Origin of the sequence: Adonisia turfae CCMR0081, from assembly GCF_011009555.1 — a bacterium.
Taxonomy (GTDB): domain Bacteria; phylum Cyanobacteriota; class Cyanobacteriia; order Phormidesmidales; family Phormidesmidaceae; genus Leptothoe; species Leptothoe turfae.
Genome location: NZ_QXHD01000004.1, coordinates 4,570,130 through 4,593,517, shown reverse-complemented (window position 1 = coordinate 4,593,517; position 23,388 = coordinate 4,570,130). Strand labels below are relative to the sequence as shown.

The 23,388-nt window shown below is 47.7% G+C and carries 20 protein-coding genes; 10 read left to right on the top strand and 10 right to left on the bottom strand.

Annotation, left to right across the window (positions count from 1 at the left end):
* The coding region (locus DXZ20_RS37725) for a lipase family protein (protein WP_431732087.1) at positions 1 to 484 on the top strand (484 nt) is incomplete at its 5' end.
* A gap of 12 nt (positions 485 to 496) precedes the next feature.
* Here the strand turns inward: DXZ20_RS37725 and DXZ20_RS23735 are convergent.
* A complete protein-coding gene (locus DXZ20_RS23735; protein WP_163659446.1) occupies positions 497 to 1,297 on the bottom strand; it encodes a Nif3-like dinuclear metal center hexameric protein in 801 nt (266 codons plus the stop codon).
* Between DXZ20_RS23735 and DXZ20_RS23730 the strand changes: the two genes are divergently transcribed.
* Positions 1,296 to 2,564 (top strand): Na/Pi symporter, encoded by a 1,269-nt coding sequence (locus DXZ20_RS23730; protein WP_163659444.1) that lies wholly within the window; start codon positions 1,296 to 1,298, stop codon positions 2,562 to 2,564. The two genes, DXZ20_RS23735 and DXZ20_RS23730, sit on opposite strands and share 2 nt — an antisense overlap.
* 37 nt (positions 2,565 to 2,601) lie before the next feature.
* Here the strand turns inward: DXZ20_RS23730 and DXZ20_RS23725 are convergent, their stop codons facing one another.
* On the bottom strand, positions 2,602 to 2,841 hold the full coding sequence (locus DXZ20_RS23725) for a DUF4327 family protein (protein ID WP_163659443.1): 240 nt from the start codon (positions 2,839 to 2,841) through the stop codon (positions 2,602 to 2,604).
* Between the two features lie 405 nt (positions 2,842 to 3,246).
* Here DXZ20_RS23725 and thrS point away from each other — a divergent pair, with 405 nt between their 5' ends.
* From thrS to DXZ20_RS23690, 7 genes are all read left to right on the top strand, one after another.
* Positions 3,247 to 5,046 (top strand): threonine--tRNA ligase, encoded by a 1,800-nt coding sequence (thrS, locus tag DXZ20_RS23720; RefSeq protein WP_163701320.1) that lies wholly within the window; start codon positions 3,247 to 3,249, stop codon positions 5,044 to 5,046.
* A gap of 309 nt (positions 5,047 to 5,355) precedes the next feature.
* Positions 5,356 to 6,270 (top strand): homoserine kinase, encoded by a 915-nt coding sequence (gene thrB, locus DXZ20_RS23715; protein WP_163659442.1) that lies wholly within the window; start codon positions 5,356 to 5,358, stop codon positions 6,268 to 6,270.
* 465 nt (positions 6,271 to 6,735) lie between these two features.
* Positions 6,736 to 8,340 carry an NAD(P)H-quinone oxidoreductase subunit 4 gene (locus tag DXZ20_RS23710; protein WP_163659441.1) on the top strand — a complete coding sequence of 535 codons (1,605 nt, stop codon included), beginning with the start codon at positions 6,736 to 6,738 and terminating at the stop codon, positions 8,338 to 8,340.
* Positions 8,341 to 8,562: 222 nt separating this feature from the next.
* The gene (locus DXZ20_RS23705; RefSeq protein WP_163701317.1) at positions 8,563 to 9,099 is read left to right on the top strand and encodes a carboxypeptidase-like regulatory domain-containing protein; all 537 of its coding nucleotides are present in this window, start codon (positions 8,563 to 8,565) and stop codon (positions 9,097 to 9,099) included.
* The gene (cbiM, locus tag DXZ20_RS23700) at positions 9,099 to 9,797 is read left to right on the top strand and encodes a cobalt transporter CbiM (protein WP_163701314.1); all 699 of its coding nucleotides are present in this window, start codon (positions 9,099 to 9,101) and stop codon (positions 9,795 to 9,797) included. Before DXZ20_RS23705 ends, cbiM begins: the two co-directional genes overlap by 1 nt.
* Positions 9,788 to 10,570 carry a cobalt ECF transporter T component CbiQ gene (cbiQ, locus tag DXZ20_RS23695; protein ID WP_163701311.1) on the top strand — a complete coding sequence of 261 codons (783 nt, stop codon included), beginning with the start codon at positions 9,788 to 9,790 and terminating at the stop codon, positions 10,568 to 10,570. The genes cbiM and cbiQ overlap by 10 nt, the downstream gene beginning before the upstream one ends.
* A 190-nt stretch (positions 10,571 to 10,760) precedes the next feature.
* The gene (locus tag DXZ20_RS23690) at positions 10,761 to 11,552 is read left to right on the top strand and encodes an energy-coupling factor ABC transporter ATP-binding protein (protein ID WP_163701308.1); all 792 of its coding nucleotides are present in this window, start codon (positions 10,761 to 10,763) and stop codon (positions 11,550 to 11,552) included.
* Positions 11,553 to 11,621: 69 nt separating this feature from the next.
* Here DXZ20_RS23690 and DXZ20_RS23685 read toward each other — a convergent pair whose 3' ends face one another.
* Positions 11,622 to 11,978: a hypothetical protein gene (locus tag DXZ20_RS23685; protein ID WP_163659436.1), complete on the bottom strand. Its 357-nt coding sequence runs from the start codon at positions 11,976 to 11,978 to the stop codon at positions 11,622 to 11,624.
* A 166-nt stretch (positions 11,979 to 12,144) separates the two neighbouring features.
* Here DXZ20_RS23685 and DXZ20_RS23680 point away from each other — a divergent pair, with 166 nt between their 5' ends.
* Positions 12,145 to 12,402, top strand: coding sequence for a hypothetical protein (locus DXZ20_RS23680; protein WP_163659435.1), 258 nt, complete (start codon positions 12,145 to 12,147; stop codon positions 12,400 to 12,402).
* Positions 12,403 to 12,552: 150 nt separating this feature from the next.
* On the opposite strand, the gene rpsD is transcribed toward DXZ20_RS23680, so the two are convergent.
* The 7 genes from rpsD to DXZ20_RS23645 form a co-directional block, all read right to left on the bottom strand.
* Positions 12,553 to 13,161, bottom strand: coding sequence for a 30S ribosomal protein S4 (gene rpsD, locus DXZ20_RS23675; RefSeq protein WP_163659434.1), 609 nt, complete (start codon positions 13,159 to 13,161; stop codon positions 12,553 to 12,555).
* 240 nt (positions 13,162 to 13,401) lie between these two features.
* Positions 13,402 to 14,289: a hypothetical protein gene (locus tag DXZ20_RS23670; protein WP_163701305.1), complete on the bottom strand. Its 888-nt coding sequence runs from the start codon at positions 14,287 to 14,289 to the stop codon at positions 13,402 to 13,404.
* Positions 14,290 to 14,638: 349 nt separating this feature from the next.
* Entirely contained in the window at positions 14,639 to 17,749 is a 3,111-nt protein-coding gene (locus tag DXZ20_RS23665) for a hybrid sensor histidine kinase/response regulator (protein ID WP_163701303.1), read from the bottom strand.
* A gap of 2 nt (positions 17,750 to 17,751) precedes the next feature.
* Positions 17,752 to 20,148 carry a methyl-accepting chemotaxis protein gene (locus DXZ20_RS23660; protein WP_163701300.1) on the bottom strand — a complete coding sequence of 799 codons (2,397 nt, stop codon included), beginning with the start codon at positions 20,146 to 20,148 and terminating at the stop codon, positions 17,752 to 17,754.
* 45 nt (positions 20,149 to 20,193) lie between these two features.
* A complete protein-coding gene (locus DXZ20_RS23655; protein WP_163701297.1) occupies positions 20,194 to 20,793 on the bottom strand; it encodes a chemotaxis protein CheW in 600 nt (199 codons plus the stop codon).
* 27 nt (positions 20,794 to 20,820) lie between these two features.
* On the bottom strand, positions 20,821 to 21,186 hold the full coding sequence (locus DXZ20_RS23650) for a response regulator (protein WP_163659429.1): 366 nt from the start codon (positions 21,184 to 21,186) through the stop codon (positions 20,821 to 20,823).
* 141 nt (positions 21,187 to 21,327) lie between these two features.
* Entirely contained in the window at positions 21,328 to 22,710 is a 1,383-nt protein-coding gene (locus DXZ20_RS23645) for a response regulator (protein ID WP_163701294.1), read from the bottom strand.
* Positions 22,711 to 23,388 lie beyond the last annotated feature (678 nt).

Here is a 23,388-nt window from a genome sequence, read left to right as displayed (position 1 = left end):
CACCATGGCTGCAGCATCACTGCAAGAAAATGGTTTCAACGTTGCAGGCTTATACACCTTTGGACAACCTCGTGTAGGCGATCTTACCTTTAGCCGACAACTCAATAAAAACTTGTCAGGCCGGGCTTTTCGCTTTGTTAACAACAATGATGTTGTTCCCCATGTGCCACCGCCGTTTTCATTGCGAAACCCAATGCATCTCTATGGTCACTTGGGAACCGAAAAGTACTTTAATTCAAAGGGATTTTTAGTCGATAACTACAAGGCTATTTACCGAGCCTTTGATGGGTTTATGGGTTTGGTTAAAAGCATATTCGAGTCAGGCCTTGACTTGATTGCTGATCACAGTATGTCTTACTACATCAGCAACCTGGACCAAGCCATGGAGGATGAGATTAAGGATATAAAAGTGACCAAGCTGGAACAGGATGTGAGCAGGGTCGGTGGTGCAGAAGGACTAAAGCGAGTAAAGAAGAGTGTCTAGACTCTAAATGTCTCACCAAAATTGACGGAAGTCTTCGTCGGTGGTGCTAAGTTGGGTCCAGGTAACGCCCTGTTGCTGAAATTTCTCCACAAGGTTGGCACAGGCGGGGCGTTCGGTGGCATAGTGGCCTGCATCGATCAGGATCAGGTTGCGATCGCGTCCTTCCTGAAACTGGTGAAACTTACAATCGGACGTCAGATAGGCCTGGGCTCCCGTTGTCGCAACCGCCGACATAAAGCTGGCACCGGAACCACCCAACACAGCAACCCGGTCAATCACTTGCTGTAAATCCGCCGTCGGTGAATGAATTAAATTTGGCGGGTTGAGCTTAGCCTGAATCAACGCCAGCAGCTCATCCAAAGACTGAGCACTTGGCAAATCACCCACTCGACCATAGCCTAAACCATCTTGGGTGGGCACCACCGGTACCGAATTTTGTAGCTGTAGCAACTGGGCCAAAACATCAGCCGTACCATCAGCGACCTGATCAAAATTAGTATGGGCACTGTACACCCCAATGCCATGGGTAATGCTGAGACGAACCATATCCCCAACCGTATCCCCCGCTGCCACAGATTTGAGCGGACTAAAAATTAAGGGATGGTGCGCAAAGATAAGGTTAACTGGGGCACCCTCCTCTTTAAGCCGAATCGCCTCGGCCATGACCGCCAGCGTTGGCGTCAGACAGACTAAGACCCCCGCCGGTTGAGACAGAATACCAGGCTGAATTTGCCAGCCACAATTATCCCAAGCCTCCTGCCACGCAGGTGGAGCCCAGGCTTCAACCCAGTTAATTAGCGCATCAACGTTCATGGCAACTTCTTCTTCTCAAAGTGACTCCAATGCTCTTGCTGAAACCGACAAAACAACAGCAGCAGCAACTGATCTATCGTCAACGGCTAATGCAGCCGCTGAAACACTATCCTCAGTAGAAAATAGCCCATTAGAGTCTCAGACACCTAGTTTAGGTCAATCCTGGCTCTACGCAGGCGGTATCCTAACAGCCATTTATGGCCTTTTTGCCTCTATTGATCTACTAAATCTTGGGTTTCAATCGATTTTTGGTCCCCAGATAGAAAGCTGGTTGAACTTAGCCGCCACCCCCTGGTTAGGCCTGTTACTGGGCATTCTAGCCACTGCTTTAGTGCAGTCATCCAGCATTATTACCACCCTATTGGTGGGCCTGGTTGCTGGTGGTCTCCCCTTAGCCACGGCCATTCCCATGGTGATGGGGGCAAATGTTGGCACCACCATTACGAATACCCTAGTCAGCCTGGGCTACCTTGGCAGCGATGACGAATTTGAACGGGGGTTCGCCGCTGCCACCATTCACGACTGCTTTAATCTGCTTGCCCTGGTTATTTTCTTTCCCATAGAACTATGGCTGCACCCCCTAGAGCGACTAAGCCAAATACTCTTAGAGCAAAGCAATCAGCTCGCTATTTTTCCCACCAGCGTTGTATCTCCCATAGACTGGCTATTGCAACCCGTCCATTGGGTAGCAGCCTATGGCATTAATACATTGTCCGGACCATGGGATGCTTTGCTGCTATTTGGGACTAGCGTTGGCGGCCTAATGATCTGTGTTACCGCCTTAGGCTGGCTAATGAAACATTGGTTAAGCACCTTTGCCAAGGAGACCATGTATTGGGCACTGGGCCATGGCTCAAAGTTGGGTGCTTTACTCACAGGTACAGGGTTGACAGCAGTGCTACAGTCATCCTCCATGACCACCAGTCTAGTGGTGCCCCTAGCAGCCGCTGAAATTACCACATTGGAAAGTATTTACCCATTTGTTTTAGGGGCAAACATCGGCACATGTATTACAGCCCTCATCGCCACTTTGGCCGTTGACAGCCCAGTGGCATTGCAGCTAGCGATAGTGCACTTAAGCTTTAATTTGGCAGCTGTAATTTTGATTTATAGCATCCCAGCTTTACGCAGTGTGCCTTTAGCCTTAGCACAGCAGCTAGCCACTGCTACACGCAACTATCGTATCGTTGCCATTGGCTATGTCATGGGACTATTCTTCCTGTTGCCATTTCTGGCGCTATGGCTATCCTCAATGCTGTTTGCCTGAGAGCAGATCAACAGAATGACAGACGCCATGGGCAGCCTTACTGCTCTTCTTCCCAACTCTCCACAGCTAGTAAATCGCTAATGGGATCTTGCATAGAAAACTCAAACTCTTCAAGCTCATGCTTCCAGTGCTCCCAGTTATTTCTAAACAAGAACGCTATTTTCCAGAGCTTATCGGTGGACTTGATGACGTCAGATTCTACAAGGGACTTCACTTGACGCTGAAACTTAGCCATTGGATGCAATACCAATGGGGCAGCTGTTGTGGTTTTAGCCATAAACGAAAGGATTTAGTTTTCCGAAAAAACTGTGTCGTACATTAAAAATTCAGGCCCTCAATCGGGGGGCAACGCTAACTAATACACGCGCTGAATTTCACAAGCATCAACGATACCACACCGATTTCCGTTTGGCACAACTCTTTAGAAAGATTGCAACTCAGATATCGATGTTATTGAACTCTGATACCCTTATAAACCTACATCACCCCACACGATGTTTACTGAATTTGCATGCATATTGCCAAAGCCATAGCGCCTGTCTAAGCTAGGATGCGGCACGTGTCCCAATCAACGGATACATTCGTTGATTGCGAATCAGATTAGCGTTTTAATTTATAAGCTTATAGGGATACCCAGTGTCTTAGCTAATCTGACAGATGTTATCGAACCCGAACAGTTCCTATGGCTGAGTCTGAAAACATATACCTTCCCAAAACGGACGAGTCCGAAGACCTTAAGCGCATTCGCCATACGTTTTCCCACGTGATGGCAATGGCTGTACAGCGTTTATTCCCTAAAGCTCAGGTCACCATTGGTCCTTGGACCGAATACGGGTTTTACTACGATTTTGATAATCCCGATCCCTTCTCTGATAAAGATCTAAAAACGATCAAGAAGGAGATGATCAAGATTATCAAAAAGGATTATCCGGTTGAACGGGAAGAAGTATCGAGAGAAGAAGCGAAAAAACGCATTGAAGCTTTAGGAGAACCCTACAAGCTCGAAATTTTAGATAGTATCGAAGAGCCCATAACCCTTTACCATCTGGGCGATCAGTGGTGGGACCTGTGCGCTGGTCCCCATGTAGAAAGCACGCGCAAATTACATCCCAAAGCCTTTGATCTAGAAAGCGTTGCTGGAGCCTACTGGCGTGGTGACGAAACTAAAGCACAGCTCCAACGCATCTACGGAACTGCCTGGGAAACCCCTGAGCAACTGCAAGAATACAAACGCCGTCGTGAAGAAGCCAAAAAGCGGGATCACCGCAAGTTAGGCAAAGAGCTGGGATTATTTTTATTCTCTGAGGATGTTGGCCCTGGCCTACCGCTTTGGACACCCAAAGGTACCCTGCTGCGCTCTACCCTAGAAGACTTCCTTAAGCAGGAGCAGGTTAAGCGCGGTTATCTCTCCGTTGTCACCCCCCATATTGCCAAGGTAGACCTGTTCAAAACATCAGGCCACTGGCAAAAGTACAGCGAAGACATGTTTCCGATGATGGCGGAAACAGAAGAGGACAAAGCCAATGAAATGGGCTTCGTCATGAAACCCATGAACTGTCCCTTCCACATTCAGATTTACAAAGATGAACTGCGCTCTTACAAAGAGCTGCCTATGCGCCTGGCCGAATTTGGCACAGTTTATCGCTATGAGCAGTCCGGTGAGCTGGGTGGTCTTACACGGGTACGCGGCTTTACCGTTGATGACGCCCATTTATTTGTCACCCCAGACCAGTTAGACGACGAATTCCTCAAGGTGGTCGACCTGATTCTGGCGGTCTTCAAGAGCCTGCAGCTAGACAACTTTAAAGCTCGCCTAAGCTTCCGAGATCCCGACTCTGACAAATACATTGGTTCCGATGACGTGTGGGAAAAATCCCAAAACGCCATCCGCCGTGCCGTTGAAACCTTAGGCATGGAGCACTTTGAAGGCATTGGCGAAGCCGCCTTCTATGGACCGAAGCTCGACTTTATCTTTACCGACGTCCTGGGTCGTGAGTGGCAGTTGGGCACCACCCAGGTAGATTACAACCTGCCAGAACGGTTTGATTTGGAATATGTCGCTGCGGATGGCACCCGTCAGCGTCCGGTGATGATCCACCGAGCTCCCTTTGGGTCGTTAGAGCGTCTGATCGGTATTTTGATCGAAGAATATGCTGGCCTCTTCCCCCTATGGCTCGCCCCCGAGCAAGCACGGCTAATGCCTGTAACTGCTGAGCAGCTGCCCTTTGCTGAGCAAGTAGCTGAGCAAATGCAACAGCTAGGTATGCGCGTTGTGGTTGACCGCAGTGGCGAGCGCCTAGGCAAGATGGTGCGTAATGCTGAAAAGGCGAAAATCCCGGTGATGGCGGTGATTGGTGCTAAAGAGGTTGAGAACAATAGCCTCAGCATTCGTACACGGCAGGAAGGGGATTTGGGGGCGATTTCGGTGCCGGATGTGATTGCCCGATTAAAAGCGGCGTTGGATAGCCACGGGTACTTCTAATCTGGAATACTGATTGTTTGGAACCTTGATTTTAGGACACCCACAAGGGGAGCCCCTACGGGGTGCCTGAATTGCTTGGCCCTCGCCTTTAGGGCACCCACAAGGGGAGCCCCTACGGGGGAACGTTTTTGGGGTTACTTGGGGTAATTCTATGGGGTTTGACCTGGTGGGTTTCCATGGGCTCAACCCACCCTACGGGGTATCGGCTGTGTTTGTCTCAGTTAACCCACACCGCCCGTTGGGCCCCTTCCCAAACGGGGAGGCCCCTTGCAGCTTCCTTTCAAACAAGACACTTTTAACCAAATCACAATGCCTCAAACCGCCCAAGTAACAGTCCCCGCAACCACCGCCAACATTGGTCCCGGCTTCGACTGCCTTGGTGCAGCCCTCACCCTCCACAACCACTTCACATTTACCCCTGCCGACACTCTCACCATTACCATCACCGGTAAAGAAGCTGATCGCCTCAGCACCGGCCCCGACAATCTCGTCTACAAATCCTACGAAGCCTTTTATAACCACTTACAAAAAAGCGCCCCACCTGTCCACATTGCGATTGACCTCCACGTTCCCCTATCCCGTGGACTAGGCAGCTCATCTACCGCCATTGTTGGCGGCATCGTCGGCGCAAACCTATTAGCAGGCAGCCCCCTAACTCACAGTCAGCTCGCTAGCCTCGCCACCGAATTAGAAGGTCACCCCGACAACGTTGTCCCCGCCCTGCTTGGCGGCTGCCAACTCGCTGTCCATAGTGAAAATATACCTCTCGCCATCTGCCAACTGCCCTGGCATGAATCCATCATTCCCATCGTCGCCATTCCAGACTTTGAGCTATCGACATCTGCAGCCCGTAGAGTTCTACCCGAAAGCTATAGCCGCGCTGATGCCATCTTTAATACGGCTCACCTGGGTCTACTAACTCAAGCCCTAGCCACTGGCAATGGCGACTGGTTGAGAACAGCACTGTGCGATCGCATCCACCAGCCCTACCGCAAAACCCTCATTCCAAATTACGACGACATCCATCAAGACGCCCTTAATGCCGGAGCCTGGGGCCTTGTCATCAGCGGCGCTGGCCCCACACTATTGACCCTAGCCAGTCCAGAAACCGCACCCACTATCCAGCAAACCCTGGGTAAATCCTGGCAATCAGTCAATATCCCCTATACCGTTCATCAACTCGCCATTGATCACCAGGGCACCCAAGCTAACCTCATTAGCTAAGCCGCATCACAAGTGCCCCCACAGACAGGGTTAGTCACATTACATATTTTTATTTATTCACATTTTTATAAATACAAATTTACATAAATGTGATTGATTACCTCTATATCTTTTTTTTATGTGTGATGCTCTAACATCTTGCCAAGAGCTTTATATATCTGGCCGATTAAGAAAACAAATGATTTTTAAGACTTTAGACCTTATCAAAAGTTAACCAAATTACATATACTGTGACTGGGCGTATTTCAATAGGTATTTTTCCTCATTGCCGTCCGGTTAGTTAGCCTAGTTTTTCTTTAGTACATCGTGCTCCTGAATTCCTCCGACCTCTTCGACCAAGGCCGCCGCGAAGACAGTAGCTCCCCTGACAGGGGGTACGTTGTAAACAACAAGCCTTTTCGCTTCAAGCTAGACCAACTGCCTCTCGGCAAAATGCGCCTCTACGAGTTGTACGCATGAGTTGGCATGATTGTTGAACACTTTCCGTGGTTAACAGCGCTAGTTATTTTCCCCCTCCTAGCGGCTATCCCTATTCCTTTGCTGCCAGATAGCGAGGGTAAAACTATCCGCTGGTATACCCTTGGCGCTTGCTTGGCCGAACTGAGCCTCATTTTTTATACATTTGCTAACTACTACGATCTCAATCAGACCGGCTTACAGCTAGTTGATAACTTTGCTTGGGTTCCTCAAATCGGTCTTAACTGGTCACTGGCGGCTGACGGTCTGTCCATGCCTTTAGTGATTTTGAGCGGACTAGTCACAACGCTGGCAGTGGTTGCTTCCTGGAATATCACCATGAAGCCCAGGCTTTATTTTTCACTGCTGCTGCTGATGTACAGCGCCCAGGTCGGCGTTTTCTTGACCCAAGACATGTTGATGTTCTTCATCATGTGGGAGCTAGAACTCGTACCGGTCTATCTGCTGATCTCTATCTGGGGCGGTCAGAAGCGTCTCTATGCGGCGACTAAATTTATTCTCTACACGGCTATCGGCTCCATCTTTATTTTGTTGGCAGCTCTGGCAATGGCCTTCTACGGTGACAATCTCACCTTTAACTTCAGCGAGCTGGCTGCTAAGGAATATTCTTTACCAATGCAGCTGCTGACCTACACGGGCTTTTTGATTGCCTTTGGCGTCAAGCTACCGGTCTTTCCATTTCATACCTGGCTACCGGATGCCCATAGCGAAGCCCCTGCGCCTGTGTCCATGATTTTGGCAGGTGTGCTGCTGAAAATGGCAGGCTATGGCCTTATTCGTATGAACATCGAGATGTTGCCGGATGCCCATGTTTACTTCGCACCCATCCTGGCAATCCTTGGCGTAATTAACATTGTCTACGCTTCTTTAGCAGCCTTTGGTCAGGACAATCTCAAGCGCCGCATGGCTTATTCATCTGTGGCCCATATGGGATTTGTCCTCATCGGTTTGGCAGCATTTACTACCTTGGGTATAAGCGGTGCTCTGCTACAGATGATTTCCCATGGTCTGATTGCGGCAGTTCTGTTCTTCCTCTCTGGGGTGGCTTACGAGCGTACTCACACCCTGGCGATGGACAAAATGGGTGGCATGGGCAAAGCCATGCCCGTGGCCTTCGGGATGTTTACTGCCGGTGCCATGGCGTCTTTGGCGCTGCCCGGTATGAGTGGTTTTGTGGCTGAGCTAGCTGTCTTCCTTGGGTTCTCCACCAGTGATGCCTATAGCACCTTATTTAAGGCAATCATCGTAATTTTGGCTGCTATCGGTGTGATTTTGTCTCCGATTTATCTGCTGTCCATGCTGCGTCGCATCTTCTTTGGTACTCCTGGTGAGCTGGAAATTCCCAACAACACCTCCTGGGATATCAAGCCTCGCGAAGCATTTGTGGCTGTCTCTTTGCTAGTGCCCATCATTGGTATCGGTTTGTACCCTAAGTTGGCGACTCAAACCTACGATGTGAAAAGCACTGAAATTGCTAGCCGTGTGCAGAATATTCGGCTTGCTCAAGATGCAGACCACGGTCCTTTTTATGCCCAGGTTCTAACTGCACCTGAACTGTTGGCAAGTCGGTTGTCGAACACAAGCATTCGATAGGTAAGAAATGTTGCCTGGCTCGACCCTCTACTGTTAACTTCTTTATCCCTTGCTCAGGGTTAATTGAGTCTTCCAATTTCCTTTAAAGTCGCTGGTGTTCTCCATTGGGCACCAGCGACTTTACGATTTTGGGACTTTAGTTAGCCCATGTCCCCCCCTGGGGCATTGAACCCATAAAAGAGAAGACGCTTAACTAATTGGGGAAATTCCTTATGTGCATCTATGGTGGGTTCAGCTAAACAATACTCAAGGGAATCTTCCTTTAGTTTGAATGGGCGATGGCTATTGTGGTTATGGTGGCTCAATGGTTTGGGGTTGGTATTGTTATGGGGGCAACCGGGCTGGAGCCACGGTGCGATCGCAACCGTTACCCAAACCTTTTCTGTCGAAGCCAGCTATTCTTCTGGAGAACCCATGGCTTCAGCCCAGGTGGTGGTTTACAGGCCTGACAACCCCGATGAGCCTTGGTTAACGGGGCAAACCGATGAACAAGGGAATTTTGAATTTAGTCCTGACACAGAAGGCGATTGGGAAGTTGTTATTCGGCAAGCGGGCCATGGTACCACCGTCAACGTTCCCGTCACTAATCAGGCGGTGGCACAGGTAGAAAATCCTCAAGCTGTCGCCAGGAGCACAACGGCTCTGGTATCGTCATCGGAACCATTGACTAATCCCCTACAACGCTGGGCCAGTGCTGGAGCCGCACTGTGGGGCCTGATCGGGACAGTTTTATTTTTTTCGCGAGGTAAACAGTCTTAGTGCATATTCCAGATGGTTTTGTCCCCCCCCAACTGTGCATCATCGGGTATGGTGTCAGCGGGTTTGTTACCTGGCAATGTCTGCGAAAAATTAACCGGCAACCCAACCCGACGGCCCAAATGCCCAAAGCGGCTATGCTGACAGCGGCCTTTTTTGTTGCCTCATCCATTCAGATCCCCCTCCCGCCCATGACCCTGCATCTGGTGCTCAGTGGACTACTAGGAGCAATTTTGGGCTATTACGCTTTTTTAGCGATCTTGATTGGTTTATTTTTTCAGGCCTTATTTTTAGGCCACGGCGGGTTGTCCACCCTCGGATTAAACGCCATCATCATTGGTGTACCGGCCTTAGTGGGCCATGGCATTTTTCAATTGCGGCATTGGTTGCCCCGCTCTATAAAACCATCAATGCGCTATGGTCTGAGCGGATTTTTAGCGGGAGCTGTTGGCATGGCACTGGCGGTGATCATTTTTATCAGTCTGCTGACTTTCACGGTGCCTGCTGGCTTTGATGTCGCCACTGAACGGGCAGCCCTGTTCACCCTGGCGATCGCCCATGGACCCTTGGTGATTGTTGAGGGCATTTTTACTGCACTGCTGGTGACATTTTTACAGCGGACAAAACCAGAATTGTTGACCGGCTTAGATATCAGACCCGTTGAGCCCATGCCCTCATCGGGAGAACAACTATGCGACTAACCCTCGACTCTTATACAGCATTGCAATCTCCCCTGCATCGCTGGTGGCCCCGTAGCAAATTAGTCGGCTTAGGGCTGTTAATGCTGGGCTTTACCAGTGTGCAACAGGTGCAGCTAGTGCCAATTTGCTTATTGGTGACCGCTGTGCTGTATATGCTCTCCGGGTTACCCTGGTCATTTTTGCGATCGCGCCTCCGCTATCCTGGGCTCTTTGTCCTGGGCATGGTAATCGCGTTACCCCTGTTATCAGGCAGCACCATTCTCTGGCAGTGGGGGCCCCTCGCCATCCGACAAGAAGGCCTGATGGCCATGGGTTTAATTGCAGGGCGATTTCTCTCTATCGTCACCATTGGCATGCTGTTATTGGGCACTACCCCACTGTTAAAACTGATTGATACATTAGTCTCCCTGGGGTTGCCAACATTAATGGCAGAAATGGCACTGCTGGCCTATCGATATCTATTTGACATTGCCGACCAGCTCGCCATTTTACGTCAGGCCATGCGGCTGCGAGGTTTTCAACCAGGGGGTAATCGTCAAAGTTGGCAACAATTAGCAGCCGTAACTGGCACGTTATTGGTGCGCAGCTATGAACAATCTGAGCGGGTGTACAAAGCCATGCGACTGCGAGGTTATAGTAATGGTCGTAGCAACATGTCCCCTCAGATTCAAGGCTGGGGGCGTGCCCCTGACATTGCAGCCATTGGATTATGCGCTACCATTGCTCTGATTTTAATGAGTCTGCAAATTTGGCCAGTAGTTTCTGGGGGATAGGTAGTTTTGAGTTCTGAATGGCCCCCTCAATTTTGATCAAACTCAAGCTTCCCGTTGAAATCTGTTGCCCTCATTTTTATAAATCTTAATTCTCTAAACAGATTCTCCAACTTAAAACTCAACATTAAAAACTTGATATTCATTTCAACCTCTCTTCAAAGCACAAACGCCCAATCTCTGAGTAGTATCTATGACCTCTCTGCTACCCAAGAAGCCAGTAGCGCCTGCTGTTTTTCCGGCTATAACAGCAACGATTGCCATTGAGCATCTTTGTTTTTCCTATCCTGATCGGCCCCAGATACTTGATAATATTTGCATACAGGTTACTCCTGGCGAACGGGTGGGGATTATCGGCCACAATGGCTGTGGGAAAACCACCTTGTTTATGCTTCTCTGCGGAGCGCTTACCCCCATGTCTGGCACTGTGCGACTGATGGATAAACCTGTTGTGACTGGTGGGTTTAATCCTCAAATTGGATTGTTGTTTCAAAACCCCGACAACCAATTATTTTCTGCATCGGTACGAGACGATATTCGTTTTGGCCCAGCAAATATGGATCTACAGCCCCAACAGGTAGATGAGCGAGTAGATGCAGCAATTGCTTTGACGGGGTTACAGCCTTTAGCTGAGCGCCCTCCCCATCACCTATCGGGTGGAGAGAAACAAATGGTGGCCATTGCTGGTCTCTTGGCCATGAATCCCCAGATTGTTTTATACGATGAGCCTACCGCCAGCCTTGATATCCGCAGTCGACGACGTTTGATCACCTTTATGCAAGGCTTGCAACAAACTATGGTAATTGCTTCCCACGACTTAGAGTTTTTGTTGGAGGTTTGCGATCGCACCCTGATCATGTACCAAGGTAGAATTGTTGCCGATGGTCCTCCCAGAGAGATTATGGGAGACAATGACTTAATGCACACCTATGATTTAGAAAAACCTCACTCGCTGATTCCCCACGTCATCGATCACCACACATAAGAGATTTTTCGTAGGGGCGTACGGCGGTTGTTGCTAGAGGGCGCAAGGCGGTGCGCCCCTACAGGTTTTCTATTCGGAATGGCTCACCTGTCCGTCATGTTTGGTGGCAGCCGCAAACGTCTCTTCAAAAAATGTTGCTGTTTTTTCTAAATCAGTGCCACCTTTAAGGCGATAAAATGCCAGCGCACGGATTACGGCTTGGTCGCGCTGGATCACCCGCACTGCCCGTGAAGCCCCCTTTTCCGCTTTATAGGGATTATCAATCCATAGGGCATCGCTCAAATTCAAGGCTGCCACTAAAGGTGTAGCAGTTTCTGTCTTTAGGCGCTCAGCGATCGCAGCTGGCAAATCCGCCAGTGCTTCTGCTTCGGTTAACTGCTGAGCACGGCTGAGTAAGGTTTGGAGTCTTTCTGTATCTATGCTCATCAAGCTAAGAATCCATGCGGTTGTAAGTCAATATTTTACTTGGCATTGCTAATCCAAACTATGATTTTCTTCTCAAAAACTTCACACACTACCCGAAACCCTGACCCCCATCCGTAACGTCACGTAGGCTAAGAATAGAATCACTCTCGCATCTAGGCGTCCATTCATGGCATTTCCGAGAATTTACTCAGAGCAACACTATTCGTCAGCCGTGACCACTGCTGTTGCCGATCTTCTACAGAGCTACCGAGGTTATCAAATTGATGTTCTGCGACAGCTCCCCTGTCATGAGCGCGATACTCGGGCCTACGAGCTATGGATTACAGCCTGGGATAGAAACGAAGACCGCTATGAGTTTATTTATGAGCTACGCATTGGCGTGGTCCAGGGCGAGCTGATTGTCTTGTCGTGGATGCCAGTGTAGACAAAGAGCTATTGGCTATTGGCGGGGCTATTAACCATAAATAAAACCCCTAGGGCTGACGGACCTCAGGGGCTAATGGAAATTACTAAACTAGCGCGGTAAGAATACAGCAGGGTATGCCTAAAGTATTCAAGTAGAGCGACAGTAGGTCTACGCTTTACGGGAGTAGTACTCAACTACGAGTAGTTCGTTGACGTTGAGGGCTATCCATTCACGTTCGATGATGCTGTTCACCTTAGCTTCGAGCTTGGCTTTATCAAACTCAAGGTGAGTGGGGATATTCGCCAAACCAGGAAATTCAAGGTTTGCTTCCACTAGCTTCTTCGAAACATCTTTAGGGCGAACACCGATGACATCACCAGGACGGCACTGGTAGCTAGGGATGCTAACAACGCGACCGTTGACGGTGATGTGACCGTGGTTAACGACTTGGCGAGCAGCGGGGATCGTAGGTCCCATACCCAATCGAAAAATAGTGTTATCCAAGCGCATTTCTAGCTGCTGCAGAATTACCTGCCCAGTAGAACCACTGGCACGACGTGCTTTTTTCACATAGCGCAGTAGCTGACGCTCAGTCACACCATAGTTATAACGAAGCTTTTGCTTCTCTTCTAGACGAATACAATATTCGGACTTTTTCTTCCGCGCCTGACCATGTTGACCAGGGGGATAGGCCTTACGGGCAACTTTCCGGGTTAAACCGGGTAGTTCACCCAAGCGGCGAGTAATGCGAAGGCGAGGACCTCTATATCGCGCCATGTAGCGTTTAGCTCCTTTGTAGGAATATTCCAGTCCCCAATTATAGGAGATGAGGTGACTCAACGCCATAGGAATTTGAGACGACTATATCTGGAGCGCAACTAACATAGCCCCAAGCCTTGAGCTGCCGCTGTCTACAGGAACACGAAATGGTTGATTGCAATCCTAACCTACCTCTTCCTAATCGGCGAACAATGCGTTCCGGAGTATGTCCAGCGGCATCTGTCCACCACCAATTGCCTAAAAAGATTTAACCTCAATATTAAGCTTATCCATCCAATCATCAGGATTCTCAGTCATCAGATTCATCAACTGCATTGGCTGCTCCGGCTTAGCCGAAATACTAAACCCCTTCGGATTTTCAATAAACGCAACCACCTCATTCACCGCATCAGCTGCCACCTCATTATCAGGCGACACCAAAAACTGACTGGCACCCATAAGCTGACTGGTTAACTGAGCCTTAAACTCATCCACACTTTTACCATCCTCAGCCGCCATCGATGCTAACAGCTTCTCCGCAAACGAATTATCCCGATAGGTAATTTCAAAACTGTGGAAAATCGTATCCATGTTAGTAGGGGCCGCATCTTTTGACTCAACGTCTTCCATGTCGACATTGCCCAGCTTCATATTGACAACCAAATCTCCCACCTGATCGGCACTAACCTTAAACGTTTCGACACTCATCTCACGCTTGGCCTGGTTGTACCGATACTTTGTATCAATATCGAAACTTAGCGCAGTGTCATAACCAGCCCTCTGCAAAAAGTCAGCCATTTCTAACTGTTCCGGCTGGTTTAAGTCCACCACTATCCCCTGAATTGATGCATCAAACACCGTGGGCACATCTGATTTTTCATCAATGTCACGGATGATAACTTTCTTGATAGTGACCTCAGAGGGATCATCCTTAGACGTGATCGTAATATCTTTGACATGGACATCCTGGGCCAGGGGTTTGAAGCTAATATCCTTGTACTCAACAGCCAGGTTCTCCTCTTCCATGCTGTCAATTAATTTGTTTACCTTGGCCTCGGCGACTTTAGTGCCGTAGAGATTTGCACCGAAGTATAGGCCAACAGCAAGAACACCTGCACCAATTCCGGCAATTGCTAGCTTTTTCATAAAGAAGGATCACTGTTTTAATCACTGTTACCTACATCAGTGAACCCAACTTTTCCTAAAAGGCTCTAATGACTGTAGCTATGGAGCTAGAGCTCAATATACACCATTGCCTCTTCCTGGAGGGGAAGAAGTATTGACTATTGTCAGATGACGGTCGGGGCTTTGGGGTGAACCAGTCAGGATGATTTCTATGAAGTGACCTCAGTCAAATAAGTGACCTCAGTCAAATTTTGTTCAATCAAGTCTTGCAACGAAGACCTATTGCCCTTGCCATTAGCAACCATCTCGTTTGATCGTTTCTTCTTTTTTGTGCACGATGCTTGATAAAGCACGGCGGCTTCTAGAGCACCTAAACCTTAGTGAGTACCTTCAATTCCTTCAGCAGTTCCTGCTCGTTATACGGTTTTGAAAAATAAGCCGTCGCCCCTAAATTCATGGCCAGCTTACGATGCTTCTCACTGCTTCGAGACGTCAGCATCAGAATCGGCAACTCTTCATATTCCGGCTTTTCTCTAAGCTCTTCTAGAACGCCGTAGCCATCTAGTCGAGGCATTTCGATATCACAAATTATCGCCTCCACAGTTAGACCGGCGATCAATTTATCTACGGCCTCTCGACCATCCTTAGCCTGCTCCACCAGATATCCTGATCGCTCTAGCGTCGTTGCCATATAACGACGCGCATGAATCGAATCGTCAACCACCAAAATTTTGGCCGATTGAGAGGGTAAGGACAATACGGGATCCACTGGCTGAGCAGCCTCTCGTTTAGCGCCTGCCACAATCCATGTCATCAGCTGGATCGGTTCAATCAGAGGAATGACGCGACCATCACCCAGCACCGTAACACCGCTAAATCCAGGAGGTAGCGGTATGGGACTCGCCACTGGACGGATAGCGACTTCTTGTTCTTGCCAGAAGCGGTCGATATTCAGACCATAGTAACCATCGTCTTCGCCCACTACCACGATCATCGGGCAGTTGATCAAGGGTTGACCACTCATGTCTAGCGGTCTGGCCAGCATTGTCCAATGATCTTCTACACGCACGAGGGGAATAGAGGTGTCTCTCCAGGTCATGGATGGTTCAGTAATCTCTGCGGCTGGAGTTCTGATTACTTCTTGCACCGCATCAACGGGTAAGGCAAAGACAGAGCCATTGCGTTCCAATAGCATGACCCGCAAAATCGACAACGATAGCGGAATACTCATGGTAAATGTGGTGCCTTGACCGGGCTCCGTATCCACCTGAATATCACCTTGTAATTCTCTCAGGTTGGTGCGAACTACATCCATCCCATAGCCCCGCCCCGATAGTTCAGTAACCTGACTACTGGTGCTAAAGCCCGGTTCAAAGATAAAGGACAATAGCTCTTGACGCTCCATGGCATCCACCTGCTCAGCTGGGAGGTTGTATTTACGGATGCGATCGCGAACGCCCTCCAAGTTAATCCCACCACCGTCATCGCTCAGGGTAATCACCACTCGGTTACCACGATTCACCGCCCGCAGGGCAATGGTGCCTACGGCAGGCTTTTGCTGTATTCGACGGCTTTCAGGGCTTTCAATACCGTGGTCAAACGAGTTGCGCAAAAGGTGCATCAGCGGATCGCTCAGCTGATCTAAGGCAAACTGTTCGATCAGGGTACTGGCTCCCTCAATCTTAAGTTCTACAGGTTTGCCATACTGTACTGACCAGTCCCGTAACGCCCGAGGGAAACGTCCGACAATCTCTTCAAACGGACGCATCTGGGTCTGGGTGATGCGGTTTTTAAGCAGACGACTGGTGTAGTTAAGCCCGCCGATGGCCTGATCCATCTCATTCAGGCCTAACTCAATGTCACGGCTTACCTCTTCAAGTTTAACAATGGTCTCCATATGTTCCTGGGCCAACAAATGGAGCTGAGAGTAACGGTCAAATTCTAGAGCATCTAGTTCTTCGGGGGCAGCAACTTCAACAGCTCGGCCACGTCCATTCTGACTCGATCCGTTGATGCTATTGGCAACACTGGCCACGGCAACATTTTCAGCCACAGCCCCCATGGGTCCTTCCGTTGACGCCCGGTCATACCACTGACGTAGCTCGGTATTAAATAATGTCAGGGCGGCCATACGCTCCTGCATCAACTCACTAAATGTCTGTAGCTGTTCTAGTTTAAGGTTGACTGCATTTCGGTTAAGAATCAGAGCCTCGAAATTACTGTTAATTTGCTTGAGCTGATCAACCGATACCCGCACCGTTGTTGTTTTTTGTGTACTGGGGACAGCGACCGGCGGCGGCATATTCAAAGGGATCAGCGGAATAGCCTCTAGGCTAGACGTTGATTTAATCGCTTCGCCAGAGAGTTCTTCACTAGCTATCTCTTGACTAGCTATCTCTTCACCAGTCGGTTTCTCTGCCTGATGAAGACTCGGCTGGACTAACTCGGGAGCTATGGTAGTCGCATCAGCCGGTTCTAGCTCTGGTTCTAGCGGTAGTTTCGCAAACTGTGCCTGCAAAGCCTCTAGATCAACCGTCTGATTGTTGGTTGGCTCTCCTTCTATCAGCTCAGCAGTGGGGAAGGCATCAATGGCCTCTAAGGAGGTTAGCGGGTCTTGCAGAAAATCAATATCATCGGCACTATTAGGTCGCTCATCTAAAAGCTCTGGTAAAGACAGATCGCTCAGGTCGTGATGCTGTGTACCCGAGATGTCGGTAAGTGGTTTTAACTGAGAGGGCAACCCTTCTGTACGTCCTAAAAGAACCAGTGAATGACTTCGCTGCCAGGTTTTCAGCGCCTGATGTGCGATCGCATCAATAGATTCAGGCTGAGCAGACAGGCACTGTTGTTGCACAGAATCGCATAGGGATACAAATGCCTCCAACTGAGCCATCATGCCAAACTCAGACATCCGTTGAGCCATAGCAACTACAGCTTGTCTGAGATCATCGCCCCGCAGTTGAGATAGGTCTTGATGAAACTCTTCTAGACAATCTTCAACACTTGTTGTGAAAATCATGACATCAAGATTTTCATCATTGTCTTCTGACAACAGACGAGCCTCATCTTCAGGGGTGAGATCACCCAGATGTTGATTTAGCTTTTTAAATATAGGCTCAATATCAGTGGCTAACCACTGGGAGTCTATGGGTAGCTGCTGCTGATAGTGCTGACGAACTGTTCGCAAACAATCCACCCCCTGCAGTAGCAGAGTTTCCAGGGAGGTATCTACCGATAGCCGTCGGGCACGCAGAATTTTAAATGCATCTTCTAGCTGGTGAGCAACCTGACTAAGCTCGACAAAGCCCATCATGCCAGCTGTACCTTTAACAGAGTGAGCAGCACGCATGGCAATATTAATCTCACCCAGGCGATCATCTGCCGTTTTCAGACCTAACAGGACAGTTTCAATTTCCTCGAAATAGGTTTCCGCCTCTGCCAAAAAGGTCAATCGAGCCTGTTGCTCTTTGTCTAGTTCCATGGTTAGTCTTCAACTTTAAATTGCTTGACAGACGCCTGTAGAGATTGGGCTACTTTTGCAGTATCTTGAATCGCTTGGGCCATCTGAGCTGATGCATGGGATCGCTCTTCGGAAGATTGAGCAGATTTTTGGATGAGCTCAGTAACAGCCGCAGATGCTTGAGTTTGATTAACTGTAGAATCTGAAATGTTTTGCATCAGTTGGTTGATTTGATCAGATTTAGTCAGTACCTCGTTCAACTGTTGTTGGGTCATTTTCACCAGGCTGCTACTATCAACCACCTGGGCTGTACCCGTTTCGATGGCTGCGACTACTTCCTGAGTCTCCGTTTGAATGTCAGCCACAATTTGAGCAATGGTCTTAGTGGCATTGGCCGATTGTTCCGCCAGGGAGCCAACCTGTTCCGCTACGGCAGTAAAGCCCTGTCCTAATTCTCCAGCACGGGATGCCTCAACACTAGCATTTACAGCCAACAGGTTTGTTTTCAGAGCAATTTCGTCAATCAAACTCACCGACTGAGCAATCTTCTGGGCAGATTCTCCCAATCGTTTAATCTTTTTAGAGGTTTCACCCACCGTTGAGCGCAGTTCTAGAATACTGTCTGCCGTTTTTTCCATTGACTGAGACCCTGCCTGTACCGTCACATAGGTGTCATTGGTCAAATTAGAGGCTTCACTAGCGTTTTGAGCAACCGTCTGAATAGATTGACTCATCTCTCTAACAGCCACCATGGTATTCTGCATCGAGCGCGCTTCTTCAACGGCCTGCTCAACCACGCTAAGAATTTGCTGCTCGTTAGTCAGCAATGAACCACTCACTTGGCCGGTTGATTGTTTCACATTGACAGCAATGTCTCGCAGGTTTTCAATGATGGCGTTAAAAAGGTCAGCTACAATACCCACGTCTCCAGCCGAAAGCTTTGCCCGCACCGAGAGATCGCCGTTTGCTGCATCCCCCACTTCTTCCATTAGCTGGGTGATATCATTTTCTAGTTTTTCTCTTTCTTGTCGCTGTTCTTCTGCAAAATCTTTTTGCTGTTTAAGCGATGACTGTAGCTGATCTAAAAGATTATTAAAACCACGTCCTAGAATTTGAGTTTCAAAGGTTCCCTCGATAATGGCACGGGCATCTAGTTCACCTCCAGCCGCTTTCTGAGCCACCTCGGTTAATGTCTGCAATGGTTGAGAAAGCCTGCGTGCCAGCGACAGCAGCAAACCACCTGAGGCGGTACCCAAAATTATGGCAGTCACAATAAAGACAACCAACAAAGTCATTCCCGCTTGGTCAAGTGCAACTGCATCCTCAGACGAGATTGCAACCCAGGGAAGATTGGCTACGGTCGCCAGACTATAGTTCCGACCTTCATAGGAAACTACAGCCTGTAATACTTCTTTGCCAAGTAATGTTGTCCGGCTAACTTCAATAATTTTAGCGCCTGTTTCCTGCTGTAATTCCTGTTTAAATATTTGGGAACCATCGGCCTCGCGGCCTAATTTTGATGATAGTGCCTGGGCAAACTGCGCAATTACCTCTCCACCAACCACGGTTGCATTATCAGTGTCAGTATTTTCTGTTAGGGGTACGGTCGCCAGCGCCAAGCCATTACGGACATCGACCACCTGCACTGCCTGAGTTTCACCAATTGAATTACTCAGATAGGTAGCAATTTGAGTACTCAAGACCTGCTGGGGCAGAACCGACTTAACAACTCCAATAACGTCCTCGGATCCAGCAGGAGTAATTGCACTGGAAATCGATACACTGACGACATTGGCAGAGTCATCAAATTTTACCGGTTCCACATATTGACCAAATTGCTTAGCTTGCAGCCACCAATCCTCATCACTTTGAACAAAGTCATCAATAGGGTTGCTGATACCAACAGTTAAACCAGCTTGTTCAGTAAAAAATATTTCACCAACTCCTTCAGCAGCCACAATATCTGCTAAATATTTGTTAATGGCCGCATTGGGCGCTAATAACTTAGTCTGGGCAAACTGTTGCTCTAGCGCCTCAACAGACTGTTCGCTGAGTTTATCTTCCTCAACCTTGGCATTCGCCTGATTTAGTGCCTGCTGAATGGAGGGGCTAATCACCAAGTTTTCTACAACTTGAAAGCTATCCGCAACAAAAAAACCAGCCACTTCACTGGCCAGGAACGCTTCCTGTTTCAGGGCGAATACCACATCTTCATTTTCAGCGCGCTTGGTGATAACAATCCCCAAACCACTCGCAACTGCCAGTGGTAACAAGGTAACGGGCAACAGTGTTTGTAGTAACTGTCTACCAAGGGGACGCCCACCTTTTTTGTCTACCTTAGAAATCCGGGGTATTCCTCTCCTAAGAAAGCTGAGTCGCTGAAGCTTATCGTTTTTTAATGTATAGTCCTGCGCAGTCATGGTGGTGTCCTAGTTCGCTATGTTAATCAAAGAAAATGTATAACCCTAAAACTCAGCTGATGTTAATGATCGAGCTGCTCCAATCGCTTCAGCACTTAAAACGAGAATCACCTCGTCATCAATCACAACCTGACCGCTTAAGTAGGGATGTAAGCTAGCATCCACTTCATCGACAGGAGAGACAATATCGTCTGGTGATAAGCGAACAGAACTTCGGATTTTGGGTACAACCAGCCCTAAATAGAGTTCTTCATCTGCGTTAATATTCTCTTTAGGAGAAGACTGATCAACGTTGGATGGCAAAGCACGAATGACCACTACTTCATAGTATTGAGAAGGCTCTAGAACCATAGGTAACTCTAATAGTTGGGCCAGGTTAATCGCCCAAAAAACCTGATCTTTTGAACTCATTAGTCCCATCATTGATGGAAGCATATTGGGCATGGGTGTAACTAACTGAGTTGGCAGCAACAGACTTTCTTCAACCCAACTTAGCGCTAAGGCAATCGTTAAGTCTGGAGTTAGTTGTACCCTCAAAAATTGTTCGCCTGCAACAGTTTTTGGGTTAAATACGTCAGGCAGAAGCTGCTGAAGGCGATCTGCCGTTTTAAGTGTCTGAGTCGAAGGGGTAGGCGAGATTTGCATAGGAGATAATGCGCTGTCTTACATAAACTACAAAACTGCAAAGCGTACAGCGTCAGTCAATTGCTGAGCGGTGCAGGGCTTGACTACATACCCAGCAACTCCCTGCTTTTTAGCCCAGCTTTGATCCATTTTGCGGCCTTTTGTTGTACAGGCGATGATCGGAATACTAGCTGTAGCCGGATCTTTTTTAAGCTTTCGGCAGAGTTCTAAACCGGTAACCTCCGGCATTACCAAATCCGTAACAATTGCATCGGGCCGATCAAATGCTATCTTTTCCATTGCTTCTGAACCATTTTCAGCCGTTATCACTTTGTAACCAGCCTCTTCCAAATAATGGCTGATCAAATCCAACTCAGATTTAACATCATCAATGACCAATATTTTTTTTGCCATGTCTCCACTGCCTTATCGTTACAACTACAATTTTTATATAGGATATTGAGCTATATCCCTTCATTGAGAAAGAGATTCATCGTGATTTTATCGACACTTGTTAGTTTTGAGATAATTATGTTTTTTGTTCTGATGTCCGTATCACTCAATCGGGTTAAGATTCAAGTAGTTGTCTAATAGCTGCATTAGCTGTTCCTTTGAAAATGGTTTTTCTAGATATCCAGCTGCCCCTGAGACCTCGGCTTTTGCCTTATTTAGGGCACCCGAGTTGCTGCTGATCATAATGATGGGGACATCTTTGAACATATAGCTCCGCTTTAAAATTGAACATAGAGAGTTGCCACTTATGCTTGGCATTGAGATATCCATCAGTATCAAACTAGGTTTTCTAACACATATTTTAGAGATGGCCTTGACTGGATCCATAATCGTTTTAAGTTCAAAATAATTTGGATCAAGATAGCTTTCTATCTTTTCTAGCATGGCCTTACTATCATCAATGCATATGATTAAATGCTTGGATCTTAAGTTCCCTGAACCCTTGCTTTGGAGATTGTTATTACCTGATGCACTAGATTCTGACTCGTTCTCATTTGACCTCCACGTGTCAGTAGTAGATTGCTTCTCAGATACAGTGTTATTGTCAGAACTGGTCTTATTCTCAGGGTAAGTGGTGTTGCCAGTGGTAAGGGTCTCAGACGGCTTATTGATGACTGTGATATCTGCGGGTTTGCTAACTGCATCTGTGACCGATTCAGGTTGTTGTTGTTGCTTGATTGGTAACCAGGGCAAGCGGTTAAGCGGTGGTAATGGGGGCCATAGCTTGATCGCACGCTGTTTTATGTAGGGATATAGTAGCTGGGCCAGCTTGGTTTCGTCCTGTTTAACAGTTTGGGCTAGCTGACGGATACTGGCTCCCTGCATCAGGCGTACTAAGGACTCCAGCATTCGCTGTGGGAGTCCACCCTGGCGTGCCAGTTTATAAAGATCGTCCGGACTTTCGCAGTAGGGACGCTGGTAGGGGGAGCAAATGAGATCTCCAAGAGATTGCCATGCTTTCAATCTTCCAGAAAGATGGTTAACTAAGGCAGGAATTTCTGTTCCGTAGATTGTTGTATACCATAGCTCCTTGGGAAAGGGATACCAAACAACAGTTGCTTTTTCCAATCCTAAGAGAGCTTCAACGGCATCTTCAGCTAATTGAGCCAGAATTTCCCCAGCCTGTTTTGTCTCAAGCAAATTATATTGGACAAGCGCACCAACAATCTTGCTCGTCCAATTAAGGGCTTCCAGACCAGCCTGGCCAATTTGGCGCTTATACACCTCCAACTGGGTCAATCGCCAATAAATAGGCAGTAAGGCTTCATAGCCTAACCTCGGCAATGTTGTCTCTAACGTATTTAGATACTGTAGCGAGTGCGCTGCAAATATCACCCTGCCGTCAGTAATATCTAGACACCATTCAACATTGTCACCCGTGATATACACTCGTCCAGTTTGACCAGATTCAAGTGTCTTCGTCAAGAAAGGTATTACCTCAAAATGATCGTGCATAGCGCTCAAAAATTACTTTTATAAACCTAATCACAAATCATAAATTCTCAATGTTACATAGAAAACAGGTCTAAGTAAATCAAACAAATTTTCTTTCTGTTTTTAAGAGAATATTTTATTTATTTAATGTCCTGACGAAATAGATATCAGAAAAAACTGGGATTTAGCATTTTCTAGTTTTAATATTTTATCAATAATTATTTTTGTCTATTGATGGATATTACAGCCAATCACATTGAAGTTCTGTCAAGAAAGAATCAGCTAACTTCTCAAGGCAAACAACTTTGATGTCAAATTCAACACCTTACTATAGAGAGCCAAGCACCCATATCAAGCACCCATATATAGAGAAGCTACAAGATTTATCCTCGACTCTAAATCAATAGATTCAACCGTTTTAAGTCAGGAAAGCCGTATGCCAATAACATATCTTTGTATCTCCGCTCTCATTGTAAGCATCCGTGATGCTACCCCATATATTTTTGAAATTAAGAGCACGGGTATTAAGATTAACTTTGTATAAACACTAGGCATTTTCGATACTTGTAATGTCTAAAGATTAAGCATAAAACAAGAAATAAAGTTCTTGTAATTGGTCCTGATACTCACAGAAGAATTGGAATAACATTCATAGTAAAAGGTGCTAAC

Excerpts from the sequence above, each read along its gene's own strand:
- DXZ20_RS23730 (WP_163659444.1), top strand. The coding sequence starts at position 1,296 with ATGGCAACTTCTTCTTCTCAAAGTGACTCCAATGCTCTTGCTGAAACC.
- DXZ20_RS23735 (WP_163659446.1), bottom strand. The coding sequence starts at position 1,297 with ATGAACGTTGATGCGCTAATTAACTGGGTTGAAGCCTGGGCTCCACCT.
- DXZ20_RS23725 (WP_163659443.1), bottom strand. The coding sequence starts at position 2,841 with ATGGCTAAAACCACAACAGCTGCCCCATTGGTATTGCATCCAATGGCT.
- thrS (WP_163701320.1), top strand. The coding sequence starts at position 3,247 with ATGGCTGAGTCTGAAAACATATACCTTCCCAAAACGGACGAGTCCGAA.
- thrB (WP_163659442.1), top strand. The coding sequence starts at position 5,356 with ATGCCTCAAACCGCCCAAGTAACAGTCCCCGCAACCACCGCCAACATT.
- DXZ20_RS23710 (WP_163659441.1), top strand. The coding sequence starts at position 6,736 with ATGATTGTTGAACACTTTCCGTGGTTAACAGCGCTAGTTATTTTCCCC.
- DXZ20_RS23705 (WP_163701317.1), top strand. The coding sequence starts at position 8,563 with ATGGTGGGTTCAGCTAAACAATACTCAAGGGAATCTTCCTTTAGTTTG.
- cbiQ (WP_163701311.1), top strand. The coding sequence starts at position 9,788 with ATGCGACTAACCCTCGACTCTTATACAGCATTGCAATCTCCCCTGCAT.
- DXZ20_RS23690 (WP_163701308.1), top strand. The coding sequence starts at position 10,761 with ATGACCTCTCTGCTACCCAAGAAGCCAGTAGCGCCTGCTGTTTTTCCG.
- DXZ20_RS23685 (WP_163659436.1), bottom strand. The coding sequence starts at position 11,978 with ATGAGCATAGATACAGAAAGACTCCAAACCTTACTCAGCCGTGCTCAG.
- DXZ20_RS23680 (WP_163659435.1), top strand. The coding sequence starts at position 12,145 with ATGGCATTTCCGAGAATTTACTCAGAGCAACACTATTCGTCAGCCGTG.
- rpsD (WP_163659434.1), bottom strand. The coding sequence starts at position 13,161 with ATGGCGCGATATAGAGGTCCTCGCCTTCGCATTACTCGCCGCTTGGGT.
- DXZ20_RS23670 (WP_163701305.1), bottom strand. The coding sequence starts at position 14,289 with ATGAAAAAGCTAGCAATTGCCGGAATTGGTGCAGGTGTTCTTGCTGTT.
- DXZ20_RS23665 (WP_163701303.1), bottom strand. The coding sequence starts at position 17,749 with ATGGAACTAGACAAAGAGCAACAGGCTCGATTGACCTTTTTGGCAGAG.
- DXZ20_RS23660 (WP_163701300.1), bottom strand. The coding sequence starts at position 20,148 with ATGACTGCGCAGGACTATACATTAAAAAACGATAAGCTTCAGCGACTC.
- DXZ20_RS23655 (WP_163701297.1), bottom strand. The coding sequence starts at position 20,793 with ATGCAAATCTCGCCTACCCCTTCGACTCAGACACTTAAAACGGCAGAT.
- DXZ20_RS23650 (WP_163659429.1), bottom strand. The coding sequence starts at position 21,186 with ATGGCAAAAAAAATATTGGTCATTGATGATGTTAAATCTGAGTTGGAT.